Source organism: Streptomyces sp. NPDC001493 (genome assembly GCF_053597235.1).
In genome coordinates this window covers 62,933-76,014 of record NZ_JBSFHV010000001.1, presented here as the reverse complement: position 1 = coordinate 76,014, position 13,082 = coordinate 62,933, and the positions used below count along the sequence as shown (strand labels likewise).

Genomic DNA, 13,082 nt, shown 5'->3' with positions numbered 1-13,082 from the left:
CCGGTCCTTCCCCACGCCGTACCGGTGCCCCTTCGCAGCAGAGAGGCAGGTGACCCCCATGGCCAGCACCAGCACCACCCGGCCCGTCGCCCCCGTGAGCGGTGCGGGGCGGACCGCGCGTCCTGCCGCCCCCACCCGCGCGGGGACCGGCCGCGTGACGGCCCGCCGCCGTGAACTCGGCGCGGCCGGCGCGCTGATGACGCCGTTCTTCGTCCTTCTGGTGACCGTCTTCCTGATACCGGTCGGCACCGCGATCTGGCTGAGCTTCTTCAGCGACGACCAGCCCGGTCTCGGCTTCGGACCGGAGAAGACCGTCTTCGTCGGTGTCCGCAGTTACGTGGCCGTCCTCACCGACCCCACCTTCCTCGGCGGTCTCGGGATCGTCGCGCTGTACTGCCTGATCTACATACCGCTGATCGTGGTCGGCGCCCTCGCGCTGGCCCTGCTGCTGGACTCGGGCGTGGTGCGGCTGCGCGCCACCGCGCAGCTCGCGCTCTTCCTGCCGCACGCGGTGCCGGGCATCATCGCCGCGATCATCTGGCTGTACCTGTACACCCCCGGGCTCAGCCCGGTGATCGACGTCCTCGGCAGGGCCGACATCACGGTGGACTTCCTCGGGGTGCACACCGTGGTGCCCTCGATCGTGAACATCGCGCTGTGGAGCAATCTCGGCTACAACATGGTCGTCTTCTACGCCGCGTTGCAGGCCGTCCCGCGCGAGGTGATCGAGGCGTCCGTCGTGGACGGCGCGGGTCCGGTGCGTACCGCGCTCCGGATCAAGGCGCCGCTGGTGCGCTCCTCCATCGTGATGGTGGCGATGTTCACCCTCATCTTCGCGCTCCAGCTCTTCACCGAGCCCATGCTGCTCGGCCAGTCCACCCCGATGATCAACTCCCGGTTCTCCCCCAGCATGTACATCTACGACGCCGCGTTCACCCGCAACAACTACGGTCTGGCGGCCGCCGCTTCGGTGATCCTGCTGGTCTTCACGGTCGCGCTGTCCTACGGCGTCACCCGGTGGACGAACCGCGCCGACGCAGCCGAGGAGGACGTCCGATGAGCGCGCCTGCCCTGCCCCGTACCCCCCACCGTTCCGCCTCCGCCGCCCGGCGGCCCGGGCTGACCGGACGCGCCGTCGTCAACCTCGTGGTGGGCGTCTCGGTGCTGTACACCCTGCTGCCGGTGCTGTGGCTGGTGCTGGCCTCCACCAAGGACCGCGACGCGCTCTTCCAGAGCAACGTCCTTTCCCTGAAGGGCTTTTCACTCGTCCAGAACCTGAAGGACGTGTTCTCCATGGACGCGGGGCTGTACGGGCGCTGGTACGCCAACAGCCTGTTGTACGCGGTGCTGGGCGCGGCCCTGGGGGCGCTGATCAGCATCGCCTGCGGCTACGCCTTCGACAAGTACCGCTTCCGCCACAAGGAGAAGATGTTCGGTCTGGTGCTCGCGGCCGTCATGGTGCCGCAGACCGTCCTGGCGCTCCCGCTCTATCTGATGGCGTCCAAGGCCGGGCTCGTGAACACCTTCTGGGCCGTCTTCATCCCGGTGCTCTTCAACCCGTTCGGGGTGTACCTGGGCCGCATCTTCAGCCAGGGGTACGTACCGAACGAGGTGCTGGAGGCCGCCCGGGTCGACGGGGCGGGCGAACTGGCCACCTACTTCAAGGTGGCGATGCGGATGCTGGGGCCGGGTCTGGTCACCGTCTTCCTCTTCCAGCTCACCGCCATCTGGAACAACTTCTTCCTGCCGATGGTGATGCTCTCGAACCAGGACCTGTATCCGGTCAGCCTCGGCCTGTACACCTGGAACAGTTCGGCGTCGGTCTCCCCCGAGTACTACCCCGTCGTCGTCATGGGCTCGTTGCTCGCCATCGTCCCGCTCATCCTCGCGTTCGCCCTGCTCCAGCGCTTCTGGCGGTCGGGGCTCACCGCGGGCGCCGTGAAGTAGCGCGGCCGGCGCGGCCGCTCCCGGGCGGTCCGCACCGGCCGCACCGTACCGGCGGCCGTCGCGGACCGCCCCGTACCAGGAGAGACATGCACAGTTCCGCTGCCACCAGCCCACCGAGCACGCCCCGCCGGCCGCGTGCCGTGCTCGCCATGAAAGCGGACGCGGCGGCGGCGGTGCTTCCGCCGGAGGCGCTCGCCGCGCTCGGCGAGGTCTGCGACCTCGCGCCGACGCCCGCCCTCGACGACTTCACCACCGACCGGGCCCGAGCGGCGCTGGCCGACGCGGAGATCCTGGTCACCGGCTGGGGCTGCCCGCCGATCGACGAGGACGTACTCGCGGCGGCGCCGAAGCTGCGGGCCGTCGTCCACACGGCCGGTTCGGTACGCGGCCTCGTCACCGACGCCTGCTGGGCGCGCGGGATCGCGGTGTCCTCGGCCGCCGCGGCGAACGCGCTGCCGGTGGCGGAGTACACCATCGCCATGATCCTGCTCTCCGGGAAGCGGGTACTGGAGCGCGCCCGGGAGTTCCGCCTCACCCGCGACCGGAGCGACTGGCTGCGGGTCCCGGACGAGGTGGGCAACTACCGCCGTACCGTGGGCATCCTCTCCGCCTCCCTCATCGGCCGACGGGTGATCGAGCTGCTGCGCCCCTACGACCTGCGGGTGCTGCTGCACGATCCGTACGTGTCGGCCGAGGAGGCGGCGTCGCTCGGCGTCGAGGGAACCGGGCTCGCCGAACTCTTCGCCGACAGCGACGTGGTGAGCGTCCACACCCCTCTGCTCACCGGCACGCGCGGGCTCGTCAGCCGCGAACTGCTCACCTCGATGCGGCCGGACGCCACGCTGGTCAACACCTCGCGCGGCGCGGTCGTCGACCAGGACGCCCTCACCGACGTCCTGCGCCAGAACCGCATCCGGGCCGTCGTCGACGTCACCGACCCGGAGCCGCTGCCCGCCGACCACCCGCTGTGGGAGTGCGAGAACGCGCTGATCACCCCGCATCTCGCCGGGTCCCAGGGCAACGAGTGGCGGCGGCTGGCCGATCTGGCGACCGGTGAGGTCGCGCGCTGGGCCGCGGGCGACGGCTTCGCCCATCCCGTACGACCGGAAAGGCTGGCCTTCCTCGCATGACCACCACCCCTTCCTCCGTCCCCTTCTCCCTCCCCTCCGACGACCGCGCGCTCAGCCCCTTCACCGGTTACACCCGGGCGCACTGGGAGGCCGCCGCCGACGGCCTGCTGCACGCGGCCTGGCAGTGGGCCACCCCCGGCCGGGCCCTGCTCGACCTGCCCGGCCGCCCCTCGGGCTCCGGGGTCCGCTCCGACGGGCTGGAGGGGTACGCACGCACCTTCCTGGCCGCCGCGTTCCGGGTCGCGGGCGCCGACGGCAAGGACCCGCACGGCTGGCTGGACCGGTACGCGGACGGTCTCGCCGCCGGTACGCGCACCCCCGGGCGCGACGACGCCGAGTCCTGGCCGCTCATCCGCGACCACACGGTCTTCGGCCAGCCCATGGTGGAGTCGGCGTCCGTCGCCCTCGGTCTGCGGCTGACCCGCCCGTGGCTCTGGGACCGGCTCGACGGCCCCGTCCAGGACCGCGCCGAGGAGTGGCTGCGCGGGGCGCTGCGGCACACCCCCGCGCCCAACAACTGGTACCTCTTCCCCTTCACCGTCGCCGGTTTCCTGGAGTCCGTGGGCCGGGGCGACGCGGAGACGGCGCGGGTACGGGCCCGCGCGCTGGACCTGCTGGAGGGCTGGTACCGGGGCGACGGCTGGTACGCCGACGGCGACGGGCGCGCCTTCGACCACTACAACGGCTGGGCGCTGCACCTCTATCCGGTGCTGGACGCCCATCTCTCCGGCGACCGGGAGCTCCTCGCCCACTACGGCGGGCGGCTGCGCGAGCACCTGGAGAGCTTCTCGCTGATGTTCGGCGCGGACGGGGCGCCGCTGCACTTCGGGCGCTCTCTCGCGTACCGGTTCGCGGCGGGTGCGGCGGTCGGCATGGGCGCGGTCTCCGGGCACACCCCGCTCTCCCCGGGCACCTCCCGGCGGCTGGTCAGCGGCTCGCTCCGGTACTTCCTGGAGCGCGGCGCCACCGGCGACGACGGGCTGCTGAGCCTGGGGTGGCACGGCCCGCACGAGGCGACGCTCCAGCACTATTCGGGTCCGGCGTCGCCGTACTGGGCGTCGAAGGCGTTCGTCTCACTGCTCGCCCCGGCGGACCACCCGCTGTGGTCGGCACCGGAGGAGGCAGCGCCGAGCGAGGGCCCGGACCGGGTGCTGTCGCTGCCCGCGCCGGGACTGCTGGTGCAGTCGACCCGGGCGGACGGGATCGTACGGCTGCACAACCACGGCAGCGACCATGTCCGGCCGCACGAGGGCGAGTCGGCGGCGGAGGCGGACCCGCACTACGGGCGGTTCGCGTACTCCACGGCGACCGGTCCCTCGTCGGCGGTGAACGTCGCGGACAACCATCTCTCCGTCCGGGTCGGCGGGGCCCGCAGCGTCCGCCGCCGGATCCGTCCGCTGGGCGCCGGGCACGGGGACGGCTGGGGCTGGGCGGCCTCCTGGCACATGCCGGTCTTCCCCGGTCAGCCGCCGGCCGTCCCGGGGCTGCGGGTGGAGAGCGTCACCTTCGTACGGGGCCGTTACGAACTCCGGGTCCACCGGCTGCTCGGCGTCCCGGCGGGTGCCCGCGTCGAGCAGACCGGCTGGGCGACGGCCCCCGGCGCCTCGCCGCGTTCCGTACTGCACGGGCTGTACGGCTGGGAGTCGGAGGAGGAGGTACGCGCACCGCAGGGCACGGCGTACACCCGCTGGGCGGTCGTGCCCCGGCTGGCCGCCGACGCCGAGGGCACGGTGGTCCTGGTGGCCCTGGCCTCGCTGACCGGCGAGGCGGACCCGGCCCCGGTGGGGACGGCGGTGAGCGGGGTGAACGTGGCCGCGGATGCCGATGGTTCCGGGGACACGGTGGAGGTGGCCTGGGCCGAGGACGGGACGGTCACCCGGATCGCCTTCGGCCCGGGGGCCTTCGCCGCCTCCGCCGTGTCGGTGGAGCACGGCACCCGCTGACCGGGAACGGCCGGGCGCGGCAGACGGCTCCCCTCCGTCCGCCGCGCCCGGCCGTTCGCGTGCGTTCGCGTGCGGGTGTTCGCGTGCGTTCGCGCCCGGGTGTCAGACGTCGGTGCGGATGACGACCACCAGCGTCCGGGGGCCGTGCACCCCTTCGACCCGCTCCAGTTCGATGTCGGAGGTGGCCGAGGGCCCGCTGATCAGGGTCGTCGGCCGCTCCGGGACCAGCCGCGCGACCGCCTCCGGCACGCCGACCTCCACCGTGGAGAGGTCGACCACGCACACGTGCAGGTCGGGGACGAGGGAGAGCGCGCGGCGCCCCTGGTCCTCGGAGCCGTCCAGGAAGATCGTTCCGGTCTCCGCGCAGCTGACGGCGGACGCCGTGACGACGCCGTCGAGCTCCCCGAGCGTGGGCGCCGGGATGTCGGCGGAGTCCCGCTGGACCTCCCCGTCCCAGGCCGCCAGCCACCCGGCGTCGAGCCCGGCCGGGACGCCGATCCGGCGGGCGCCGCGCTCCCGCAGCACGGTCGCGATCACCTCGGCGGTCCGGTCGGCGGTGCAGGGGTGGACGTGCGCCTTGTAGTCGACCAGCCGGTCGGTGAGGAGGTCGAGCCGTTCGGCGTCGGGGAGGGTCCGTCCGGTGCGGTAGTCGCGCGGGACGGTGACCGGGCGGGCCGGGGCGAGGGCCAGGGCGTCGCGCACCCGGCCCAGGACGGTGTCGCGTGCGGTCGTCACTTCTCGTCCTCCGTGGAGTCTTCCGGGTGTGCGGCCACCGGGTGTGTGGCCACGCCCTCCTCGGCCGCGGCCTTCATCGTGGCGGCGCCTTCGGCGGAGGCCAGCCAGGAGCGGAACGTCTGCTTCGGCGGTGCCGGGGTGTCCCGGCTGTCGCTCCAGCCGTCGAAGGGCGCGGGCACCCGTCCGATGGTGCCGTCCTTGCCGGCGACGACCCGGCCGAGGCCGGCCGCCTTCTGGGCCGCCGTGAACAGCTTCGGGCTCTTCATCACCGCGGCGGCGGCCTTCATGGCCAGCTTCTCCGCCGTCGTACCGGACTGCTCGGTGTTCTGGTGCCGGAGTTCGACCAGCAGCGACGGGATGTCGATCTTGACCGGGCAGGCGTCGAAGCAGGCGCCGCAGAGGCTGGAGGCGTACGGCAGCGAGCTGTTCGGATCGTCCTTCGCCGCGTGCATCCCGGCGAGCTGCGGGGTGAGGACCGCGCCGATCGGGCCGGGGTAGGTCGATCCGTAGGCGTGTCCGCCGGCGCGTTCGTAGACCGGGCAGACGTTGAGGCAGGCGGAGCAGCGGATGCAGTTCAGGGCCTCGCGTCCGACCTTGTCGGCGAGCGCGGCGGTCCGCCCGTTGTCGAGCAGCACGAGGTGGAACGACTGCGGGCCGTCGCCGGGGGTCACCCCGGTCCACATCGAGGTGTACGGGTTCATCCGCTCGCCGGTGGAGGAGCGCGGCAGGAGTTGGAGGAAGACTTCGAGGTCGGCGTAGCGCGGCAGCACCTTCTCGATGCCCATCACCGTGATCAGGGTGTCGGGCAGAGTGAGGCACATCCGGCCGTTGCCCTCGGACTCCACGACGGAGAGGGTGCCGGTCTCGGCGATGCCGAAGTTGGCGCCGGAGACGGCCACCTTGGTCGTCATGAACTTCTCGCGCAGATAGGCGCGCGCGGCGGCGGCGAGGTGCGCGGGCACGTTGTCGAGGTCCGGGTCGACGCCGGGGATCTCCTTGAGGAAGATCTCCCGGATCTCGTCGCGGTTGCGGTGGATCGCGGGGACCAGGATGTGCGAGGGCTTGTCGTGGGCGAGCTGCACGATGAGTTCGGCGAGGTCGGTCTCGTACGGCGTGATGCCGACGGATTCGAGGTGCTCGTTGAGGCCGATCTCCTGCGTGGCCATCGACTTGATCTTGATGACGTCGCTGCTGCCGGTCGCCCTGATCAGCCGGGTGACGATCTCGTTGGCCTCGGCGCCGTCGCGCGCCCAGTGGACCGTACCGCCGTGTTCGGTGACCTTCGCCTCCAGCTGCTCCAGGAGTTCGGGCAGCCGGTTCATGGTGTCGGTCTTGATCGCCGCTCCGGCGTCGCGCAGCCGCTCCCAGTCGGGGAGTTCGCCGGTGACGTTGAGGCGCTTGGTGCGGATGGTGCGGGTGGCCTTGCCGAGGTTGCGGCGGAGCTGGTCGTTGCGCAGCTCGTCGTGGGCGGCGGCGGGGAACTTCCGTTCGCCGCGCAGGTTGCCCGTCCCGTACGGGGAGCGGGGCGGGGCGGCGGGCATGCCGAGGAAGGTGCTCATACGGCGGCGGCCTCCGTCATGGCGTAGGGCGCGGTACGGGTCGAGGCGAGGATCTGCGCGAGGTGCAGGGTGCGGGTGCCGGACTTGATGCGGTGGAGCCCGCCGCCGATGTGCATCAGGCAGGAGGAGTCGCCGGCCGTGCAGACGTCGGCGCCGGTGGAGCCGATGTTGCGCATCTTGTCCTGGAGCATCGCGGAGGAGGTCTCGGCGTTCTTCACCGCGAAGGTGCCGCCGAATCCGCAGCAGGAGTCGGCCTCGGGCAGCTCGACGAGGTCGATGGAGTCGACGGCCCGCAGCAGCCGCAGCGGCTTCTCGCCGACGCGGAGCATCCGCAGCGAGTGGCAGGTGGGGTGGTACGTGACGCGGTGCGGGAAGTACGCACCGACCGCGGTGACGTCGAGGACGTCCACGAGGAACTCGGACAGCTCGTACGTCTTGGCCTTCACCGTGGCGACCCCGGCGCGCAGCGCGGCGTCGCCGTACCGCTCGGCGACGAGTCCGTGCTGGTGGCGGACCGAGCCCGCGCAGGAGCCGGACGGCATGACGACCGCCTCGATCGAGGTGTCGCCGAACTGCTCGGCGAAGTTGCGGACCAGCGGTACGGGCTCGCGCTGGTAGCCGGTGTTGACGTGCATCTGTCCGCAGCAGGTCTGTCCCGGCGGGAACACCACCTCGTGGCCCAGGCGGGCGAGCAGCACCGCGGTGGATTTCACCGCCTCGGGAAACAGGGTGTCTCCCAGACAGGTGGCGAAGAGTCCGACGCGCATGGAGCCTCCTCGATCGTTTTCTACGTCCTTTGTATGGTCGGACCATACTCCTCGTGGGTCTCCGAGTGAAGTTCCCCGGACGAGGAGGGACGCGCGCCTCGGGCGGAAGGCCGCCTATTCCTTGTCGTCGACGAGCGTGCCGTGCAGGCTGCGGATGTGGCGCTCGGCCAGGTCGGCCGCCTCCACACCCCGTCCGGCGCGTACCAGCCGGAGCAGTTCGATGTGCTCGGCGTTGAGCGCGGCGGCGGTGGCCGGCCAGTCCTCGGCCTCCTCCAGCGCCCGCAGGATCAGCGGCCGTACGGATTCGCGTACGGCGGAGGTGAGGGTGGAGGTCAGGGCGTTGCCCGAGCAGCGGGCGATCTGCACGTGGAAGCGGGTGTCCAGGTCGTTGAAGGCGGTGACGCCGACGCCCGGCTCCGCCATCCCGGCGACCAGGGCCTCGGCCTCGTCGAGGTCCTCGTCGCGGGCGTGGGTGACGGCGGCCTCGAAGCCGGACCGCTCCAGGACGACCCGCGCCTCCATGACGTCCTCCAGGCTGTAGCTGCCCAGGGCGAAGTGCAGCCGGAGCAGCCGCCCGAGCGCGTCGTCCGGGTTGCGCACGATCCGCGCCCCCGAGTCGGGTCCCCGGCCGGGCTGGGCCACCAGGACGCCGATGGTCTCCAGCACGCGCAGCGCCTCACGCAGGGCGGACCGGCTGACACCCAGCACCGGGGCGAGCTCGCGCTCGGGCGGCAGGCGGTCGCCCGCCTTGAGCTCCCCGGCGAACACCCGCTCCTCGATGCTGCGCAGGACGAGTTCATGAGTACGGGACTGCCGTACGGGCTCCCATTCGACGGGCATCCGCCACTCCCTGCTCGGGCCGGTCGCACCGGCGGTCCGTGTCCGCCCCCAGGTCGGCCGTCGCCGCCCGGGCCCCCCGGATCACTTGGCCCGACTATGTCACACACGCACTGTGGTCGGACCAAAGAGCGGGAGTGATCGGTCACGCCTTGTGCGGCGGGGCCCACGCTCCATAACGTTGCGTGTATGCAACACCGAAAATCGTCGGCCCGCGCCGCCCTCCGCACCGCCCGCCTCCGCACCGTCGGCGGCCCCCTCCGTCCCGTCGGCGGCCGCCGATGACCGGCGTTCTGGAGGGATTCGGTGTCATCGCGAGCATCATCGCCGTCGGCTATCTGATCGGACGGTCCGGCCTGCTGGGCGAGCACGGGCAGCCCGTACTCACCCGGCTCTCCTTCCACGTGGCCTCGCCCGCCCTGCTGTTCACCACGATGACCAAGGCCGACCTGTCGGTCATGGTGTCGCTCCCCCTGCTGGTGACCGCGCTCTCCACCCTGGTGGTGGCGGGCGCCTTCGTCGCCGTCGGAGCCGTACGCGGCTGGAGCGTGGGCCGCACGACGATAGGCGCCCTCTGTTCCTCTTACGTCAATGCCGGAAATCTCGGCATCCCCATCGCCGTGTACGTACTGGGGGACGCCACCCTCATCGCGCCGATCCTGCTCTTCCAGCAGCTGGTCGTCTCCCCCGTCGCCCTCACCGTCATCGAGACCTCGCGCCCCGGCGAACGGGACTCCCTGGTCCGGCTGCTCACCACCCCGTTCCGCAACCCGATCGTCCTGGCCTCGGTCGCCGGGGTCCTGGTCAGCGTCCTGGGATGGCGCGTCCCCGGGCCCGTACTGGAACCGGTGACGCTGATCGCCGGCATCGCGGTGCCGGGTGTGCTGCTCGCCTTCGGCATCTCGCTGCGCGGCAGCGAGATGCCCGGTCGCGGCAAGGACCGGGGGCCGGTGCTGCTCTCGGTGGCGCTGAAGAGTTTCGCCCAGCCGCTCACCGCCTGGGCGCTCGCCGCCGGGGTGTTCGGGCTGGAGGGCGCGCCCCTGTTCGCGGTGGTGGTGACCAGCGGCCTTCCGGCCGCCCAGAACCTCTTCACGTACGCCTCGCACTACGGGACGGGCGTGCGGCTGGCCCGGGAGTCGATCCTGCTCTCGACGGTGCTCGCGGCGCCGGTCACGGTCACCACGGCGGCGCTGCTGGGCTGAGCGGGCGGAGGGTTCCGCGGAAGCGCCGCCCGATGCTGAGAGAAAGAACACCAGCCATTTCATGTGATTCTCACTCAGTCCGCATACGGTACGCGTGTGAACCAGACGAGCCCGCCCGGCTGGCATCCAGACCCCGGGTATTCAGGAATAGGCCCCGCGCAGGAGCGCTGGTGGGACGGCACCCAGTGGACCGACCAGCTCCGTGTGGCACCCGCCGCAGTCCGTAGCCGCCGTATCCGCATCGGCGTCGGCATCACCGTCGGTGTGGTGGTTCTCGCCGCCGTCGGCGGTGGCGCGTACGCGCTGGGGCACGGCGACGGAAAGCAGTCCGCCTCGTCGGTCGCCCGGTCCGACGGCCCGCCGTCCGGCGGCAACGGCCGCCAGGGCGCGCCGGGCGGATCCGGCGGCAGCGGATCCGGCGGCAGCGGCGAGAGCGGCGGCGGCTTGGGCGGCGGCTTCGGCGGCCAGAACGGCGGCAGCGACGGCGGCAGCGGCCAGAACGGCGGCGGCAGCGACGGCAGCGGCGGCCAGGACCAGGCGCCCGAGTCGCCGCAGATCCCGACCGAGGACGGCTACGCGACCGACATCGCCAGCGGCATCAGCCTGCCGGTGCCGGACGGCTGGACCGGCGAGTCCGGCACGGTCGGCGCGAACGTGACGACCGGCGAGTACGCCTGCCCCGGCGACGCCAGCAAGCAGTGCGTGCGCGGAGGGGTGTTCTCGGCCCCCGCGGCCGCCCTGAAGAACACGGAGAAGACCGCCGAGGCGGCCGCGAAGAAGGACATCTCGGCCAACGCCGAGGAGTCCTACGGGACGGACATCTACGAGGGCATCACCTCCCACCAGCAGCTCAAGTCCGAGGCCGTCACCGTGGCGGGCCAGAAGGGCTACCTGGTGCGCTGGAAGGTGGTCACGAAGAAGGGCGACGACGGGTACGTCGAATCGCTCGCCTTCCCCTCCCCGAACAGCAAGGACCTGATGGTGGTCGTCCGCTCCGGGTTCGACATCAACGCCCAGGCACCGAAGCTCTCCCTGCTGGACACCATCACCAAGGGCATCAAGGCCGCGTCGGTGAGCGGCTCGGGGACCGGGCAGACCGCGTAGGCGCGGCTCCTCACTGACGGCGCCCCCGGGGCCGGGTACAGGTGCTCCCCCGCACCGGTGTCCGGCCCCGCCCATGGCACCGCCGGGCCGGCTCCACGACGTCCCCACGGCTCCGGCGTCCGCGCGGACGCGGCATCACGTGGGAGGGCTTTCATCGACGGACGGGACGGCAGCACGCCCGGCGTAGTGGGCCAGCAGCTCCCGGCCGTCCGGGGCGAGCCGCGCGCCGCCCCTCGCCAGCAGCGACATCAGTTCGTCCCAGGGCAGCCACCAGCCGTCGGCCACCTCCGTCTCCTGATGCACGATCGGTCCGTGCGACTCCGGGTCGTGGACCGTCTCGTAGGTGTACGCCAGGAAATTGGTGTGCGCATCCGTGTACCACTGGCAGGTCAGCGGACGCAGCACATGGTCGCGCAGCCCGAGTTCCTCGGCGAGCTCCCGTACGGCTGCGGTGACCGGCTCCTCGCCCGCCGTGATCACCCCGCCGATCCAGGGGTCGTCCAAGCCGGGAAAGAGGTCCTTGGTGTCGGAACGGCGGTGCACGTACACCTGCCCCCCGACGTCCCGGACCAGGATCTTCACCGCCGCGTGCGGCAGGTTGCGTGCCCTCGTCCGGCTGCGGGGCGCAGTTCCGACGACCCGGCCGGGGACCTCGTCCTGGGCGTAGAGGGCTACGGTTTCCTCCACGTCTGGCTCCCTTTCGTCGTGTGGGCCGACAGGACCGTGTTCCTCATGTGTGCTCCACGAGGACCGTGCCGAGATAGCGTCCTGCCAGCAGGTCGGCCAGCGCGCCAGGCGCGCGGTCGAGCCCGGACAGCCGCACGTGCGGAAAGCTCACCGTGCCGGCGCGCAGGGCGGCGCTGAACTCCGTCTCCCAACGGGCCGCCGAAGCCTGGTGGTCGGTGGCGGACAGGCCGGTGACGCTGATGCCCTTCGACACCAGCGCGAGGGTGTCGACGGTCGCCTCGGCCCGGGTGCCTCCGGCCGCCTGCCGGCCGGAGGCACCCACCACCACGCAACGGGCTCCGCGGCGGGCGGCGGCCAGCCCGGCCTCGAACTGCTCACCGCCGACCGTGTCGACCAGCACGTCCACCCCCTCCGGCGCAGCCGTCCGCAGCTGCTCCCTGATCGGGCCCTCACCGCGGACCAGTACCGCGTCGAAGCCCAGCTCGCGGCAGAGCCGTTCGTCCTTCCAGCGCGATCCGGCCGTGCCGATCACACGGCGCGCCCCGCGCAGCCGCGCGAACTGGCCCGCGATCACTCCGACTCCGCCCGCGGCCCCGGTCACCAGGACCGTGTCCCCCGAGCGCACCGCGCTGTTCCAGGTGACCGCCAGCCAGCCGGCGAAGCCCTGGGACAGGCAGGCCGCCGGGTCGGGCCACAGCCCGGCGTCGACCCGGCGCACCGAATCCGCCGGGAGCACCGCGTACTCCTGCCATCCCCGATCGTGCCGCACCAGGTCGCCGGGGCGCAGTTCGGTGCCCGGCGCCGCCACCACCTCGCCCAGAGCCGTGCCGCGCAGTGCCTGGCCGAGCTCGTAGGGCGCCATCGGCAGGGCCCCGGCGCCGGTCATCAGCGTGCGGGTGGCGGCACCGACGCGCAGCAGGACATTGCGTACGAGTGCCTCGCCCGCGAGCGGAGGGCGCAACGGGACCCGCGCCGTCTCGAAGTCCGTCGGACGCAGCCGTGCCCCCGGGCGGCCGGCCAGCCAGATCTCCCGGTGGACGGCGGGCGGCACGATCGGGGCCGGCGCCGTCCTCCTGGCTGCTCCCGCCGCCCCGGCCACCTCCGTCTTCCCGGCCGTTTCCGGCACCGCTGGCGTCCCGGCCACCTCCACCGTCCGGCCCGTTTCCGCTGC

General features: G+C 72.4%; 12 protein-coding genes. 6 read left to right on the top strand and 6 right to left on the bottom strand.

All coding sequences use genetic code 11. The features are described 5' to 3' along the window. Positions 1 to 58: 58 nt before the first annotated feature. The 4 genes from ACWCWD_RS00285 (at position 59) to ACWCWD_RS00270 (ending at position 5,020) form a co-directional block, all read left to right on the top strand. Positions 59 to 1,060: a carbohydrate ABC transporter permease gene (locus ACWCWD_RS00285; protein ID WP_450768988.1), complete on the top strand. Its 1,002-nt coding sequence runs from the start codon at positions 59 to 61 to the stop codon at positions 1,058 to 1,060. Then, positions 1,057 to 1,947 (top strand): carbohydrate ABC transporter permease, encoded by an 891-nt coding sequence (locus tag ACWCWD_RS00280; RefSeq protein WP_450768986.1) that lies wholly within the window; start codon positions 1,057 to 1,059, stop codon positions 1,945 to 1,947. Before ACWCWD_RS00285 ends, ACWCWD_RS00280 begins: the two co-directional genes overlap by 4 nt. Before the next feature lie 86 nt (positions 1,948 to 2,033). Next, the gene (locus ACWCWD_RS00275; RefSeq protein ID WP_450768985.1) at positions 2,034 to 3,077 is read left to right on the top strand and encodes a hydroxyacid dehydrogenase; all 1,044 of its coding nucleotides are present in this window, start codon (positions 2,034 to 2,036) and stop codon (positions 3,075 to 3,077) included. Next, positions 3,074 to 5,020 (top strand): DUF2264 domain-containing protein, encoded by a 1,947-nt coding sequence (locus ACWCWD_RS00270; protein ID WP_450768983.1) that lies wholly within the window; start codon positions 3,074 to 3,076, stop codon positions 5,018 to 5,020. The genes ACWCWD_RS00275 and ACWCWD_RS00270 overlap by 4 nt, the downstream gene beginning before the upstream one ends. Before the next feature lie 102 nt (positions 5,021 to 5,122). Here ACWCWD_RS00270 and ACWCWD_RS00265 read toward each other — a convergent pair whose 3' ends face one another. The 4 genes from ACWCWD_RS00265 to ACWCWD_RS00250 form a co-directional block, all read right to left on the bottom strand. Continuing rightward, on the bottom strand, positions 5,123 to 5,755 hold the full coding sequence (locus tag ACWCWD_RS00265; protein WP_450768981.1) for a LutC/YkgG family protein: 633 nt from the start codon (positions 5,753 to 5,755) through the stop codon (positions 5,123 to 5,125). Next, positions 5,752 to 7,314: a lactate utilization protein B gene (locus tag ACWCWD_RS00260; protein WP_450768980.1), complete on the bottom strand. Its 1,563-nt coding sequence runs from the start codon at positions 7,312 to 7,314 to the stop codon at positions 5,752 to 5,754. The genes ACWCWD_RS00265 and ACWCWD_RS00260 overlap by 4 nt, the downstream gene beginning before the upstream one ends. Next, complete coding sequence (locus ACWCWD_RS00255) at positions 7,311 to 8,081, bottom strand: (Fe-S)-binding protein (protein WP_450768979.1); 771 nt, start codon at positions 8,079 to 8,081, stop codon at positions 7,311 to 7,313. Before ACWCWD_RS00255 ends, ACWCWD_RS00260 begins: the two co-directional genes overlap by 4 nt. Before the next feature lie 114 nt (positions 8,082 to 8,195). Beyond that, positions 8,196 to 8,921: a FadR/GntR family transcriptional regulator gene (locus tag ACWCWD_RS00250; RefSeq protein ID WP_450768977.1), complete on the bottom strand. Its 726-nt coding sequence runs from the start codon at positions 8,919 to 8,921 to the stop codon at positions 8,196 to 8,198. 278 nt (positions 8,922 to 9,199) lie between these two features. Between ACWCWD_RS00250 and ACWCWD_RS00245 the strand changes: the two genes are divergently transcribed. Together ACWCWD_RS00245 and ACWCWD_RS00240 are read left to right on the top strand one after the other, a co-directional pair. After that, the gene (locus tag ACWCWD_RS00245; protein ID WP_450768976.1) at positions 9,200 to 10,120 is read left to right on the top strand and encodes an AEC family transporter; all 921 of its coding nucleotides are present in this window, start codon (positions 9,200 to 9,202) and stop codon (positions 10,118 to 10,120) included. A 96-nt stretch (positions 10,121 to 10,216) separates the two neighbouring features. After that, positions 10,217 to 11,224, top strand: a complete 1,008-nt coding sequence (locus tag ACWCWD_RS00240) for a DUF2510 domain-containing protein (protein WP_450768974.1) — start codon at positions 10,217 to 10,219, stop codon at positions 11,222 to 11,224. Between the two features lie 135 nt (positions 11,225 to 11,359). Here ACWCWD_RS00240 and ACWCWD_RS00235 read toward each other — a convergent pair whose 3' ends face one another. Together ACWCWD_RS00235 and ACWCWD_RS00230 are read right to left on the bottom strand one after the other, a co-directional pair. Continuing rightward, complete coding sequence (locus tag ACWCWD_RS00235) at positions 11,360 to 11,911, bottom strand: NUDIX domain-containing protein (RefSeq protein ID WP_450768972.1); 552 nt, start codon at positions 11,909 to 11,911, stop codon at positions 11,360 to 11,362. A gap of 43 nt (positions 11,912 to 11,954) precedes the next feature. Then, positions 11,955 to 13,037 carry a zinc-binding dehydrogenase gene (locus ACWCWD_RS00230; protein ID WP_450768971.1) on the bottom strand — a complete coding sequence of 361 codons (1,083 nt, stop codon included), beginning with the start codon at positions 13,035 to 13,037 and terminating at the stop codon, positions 11,955 to 11,957. Positions 13,038 to 13,082 lie beyond the last annotated feature (45 nt).

Coding starts and splice junctions, on each gene's coding strand:
- ACWCWD_RS00255 (WP_450768979.1), bottom strand. CDS start 8,081: ATGCGCGTCGGACTCTTCGCCACCTGTCTGGGAGACACCCTGTTTCCC.
- ACWCWD_RS00280 (WP_450768986.1), top strand. CDS start 1,057: ATGAGCGCGCCTGCCCTGCCCCGTACCCCCCACCGTTCCGCCTCCGCC.
- ACWCWD_RS00250 (WP_450768977.1), bottom strand. CDS start 8,921: ATGCCCGTCGAATGGGAGCCCGTACGGCAGTCCCGTACTCATGAACTC.
- ACWCWD_RS00275 (WP_450768985.1), top strand. CDS start 2,034: ATGCACAGTTCCGCTGCCACCAGCCCACCGAGCACGCCCCGCCGGCCG.
- ACWCWD_RS00270 (WP_450768983.1), top strand. CDS start 3,074: ATGACCACCACCCCTTCCTCCGTCCCCTTCTCCCTCCCCTCCGACGAC.
- ACWCWD_RS00285 (WP_450768988.1), top strand. CDS start 59: ATGGCCAGCACCAGCACCACCCGGCCCGTCGCCCCCGTGAGCGGTGCG.
- ACWCWD_RS00260 (WP_450768980.1), bottom strand. CDS start 7,314: ATGAGCACCTTCCTCGGCATGCCCGCCGCCCCGCCCCGCTCCCCGTAC.
- ACWCWD_RS00245 (WP_450768976.1), top strand. CDS start 9,200: ATGACCGGCGTTCTGGAGGGATTCGGTGTCATCGCGAGCATCATCGCC.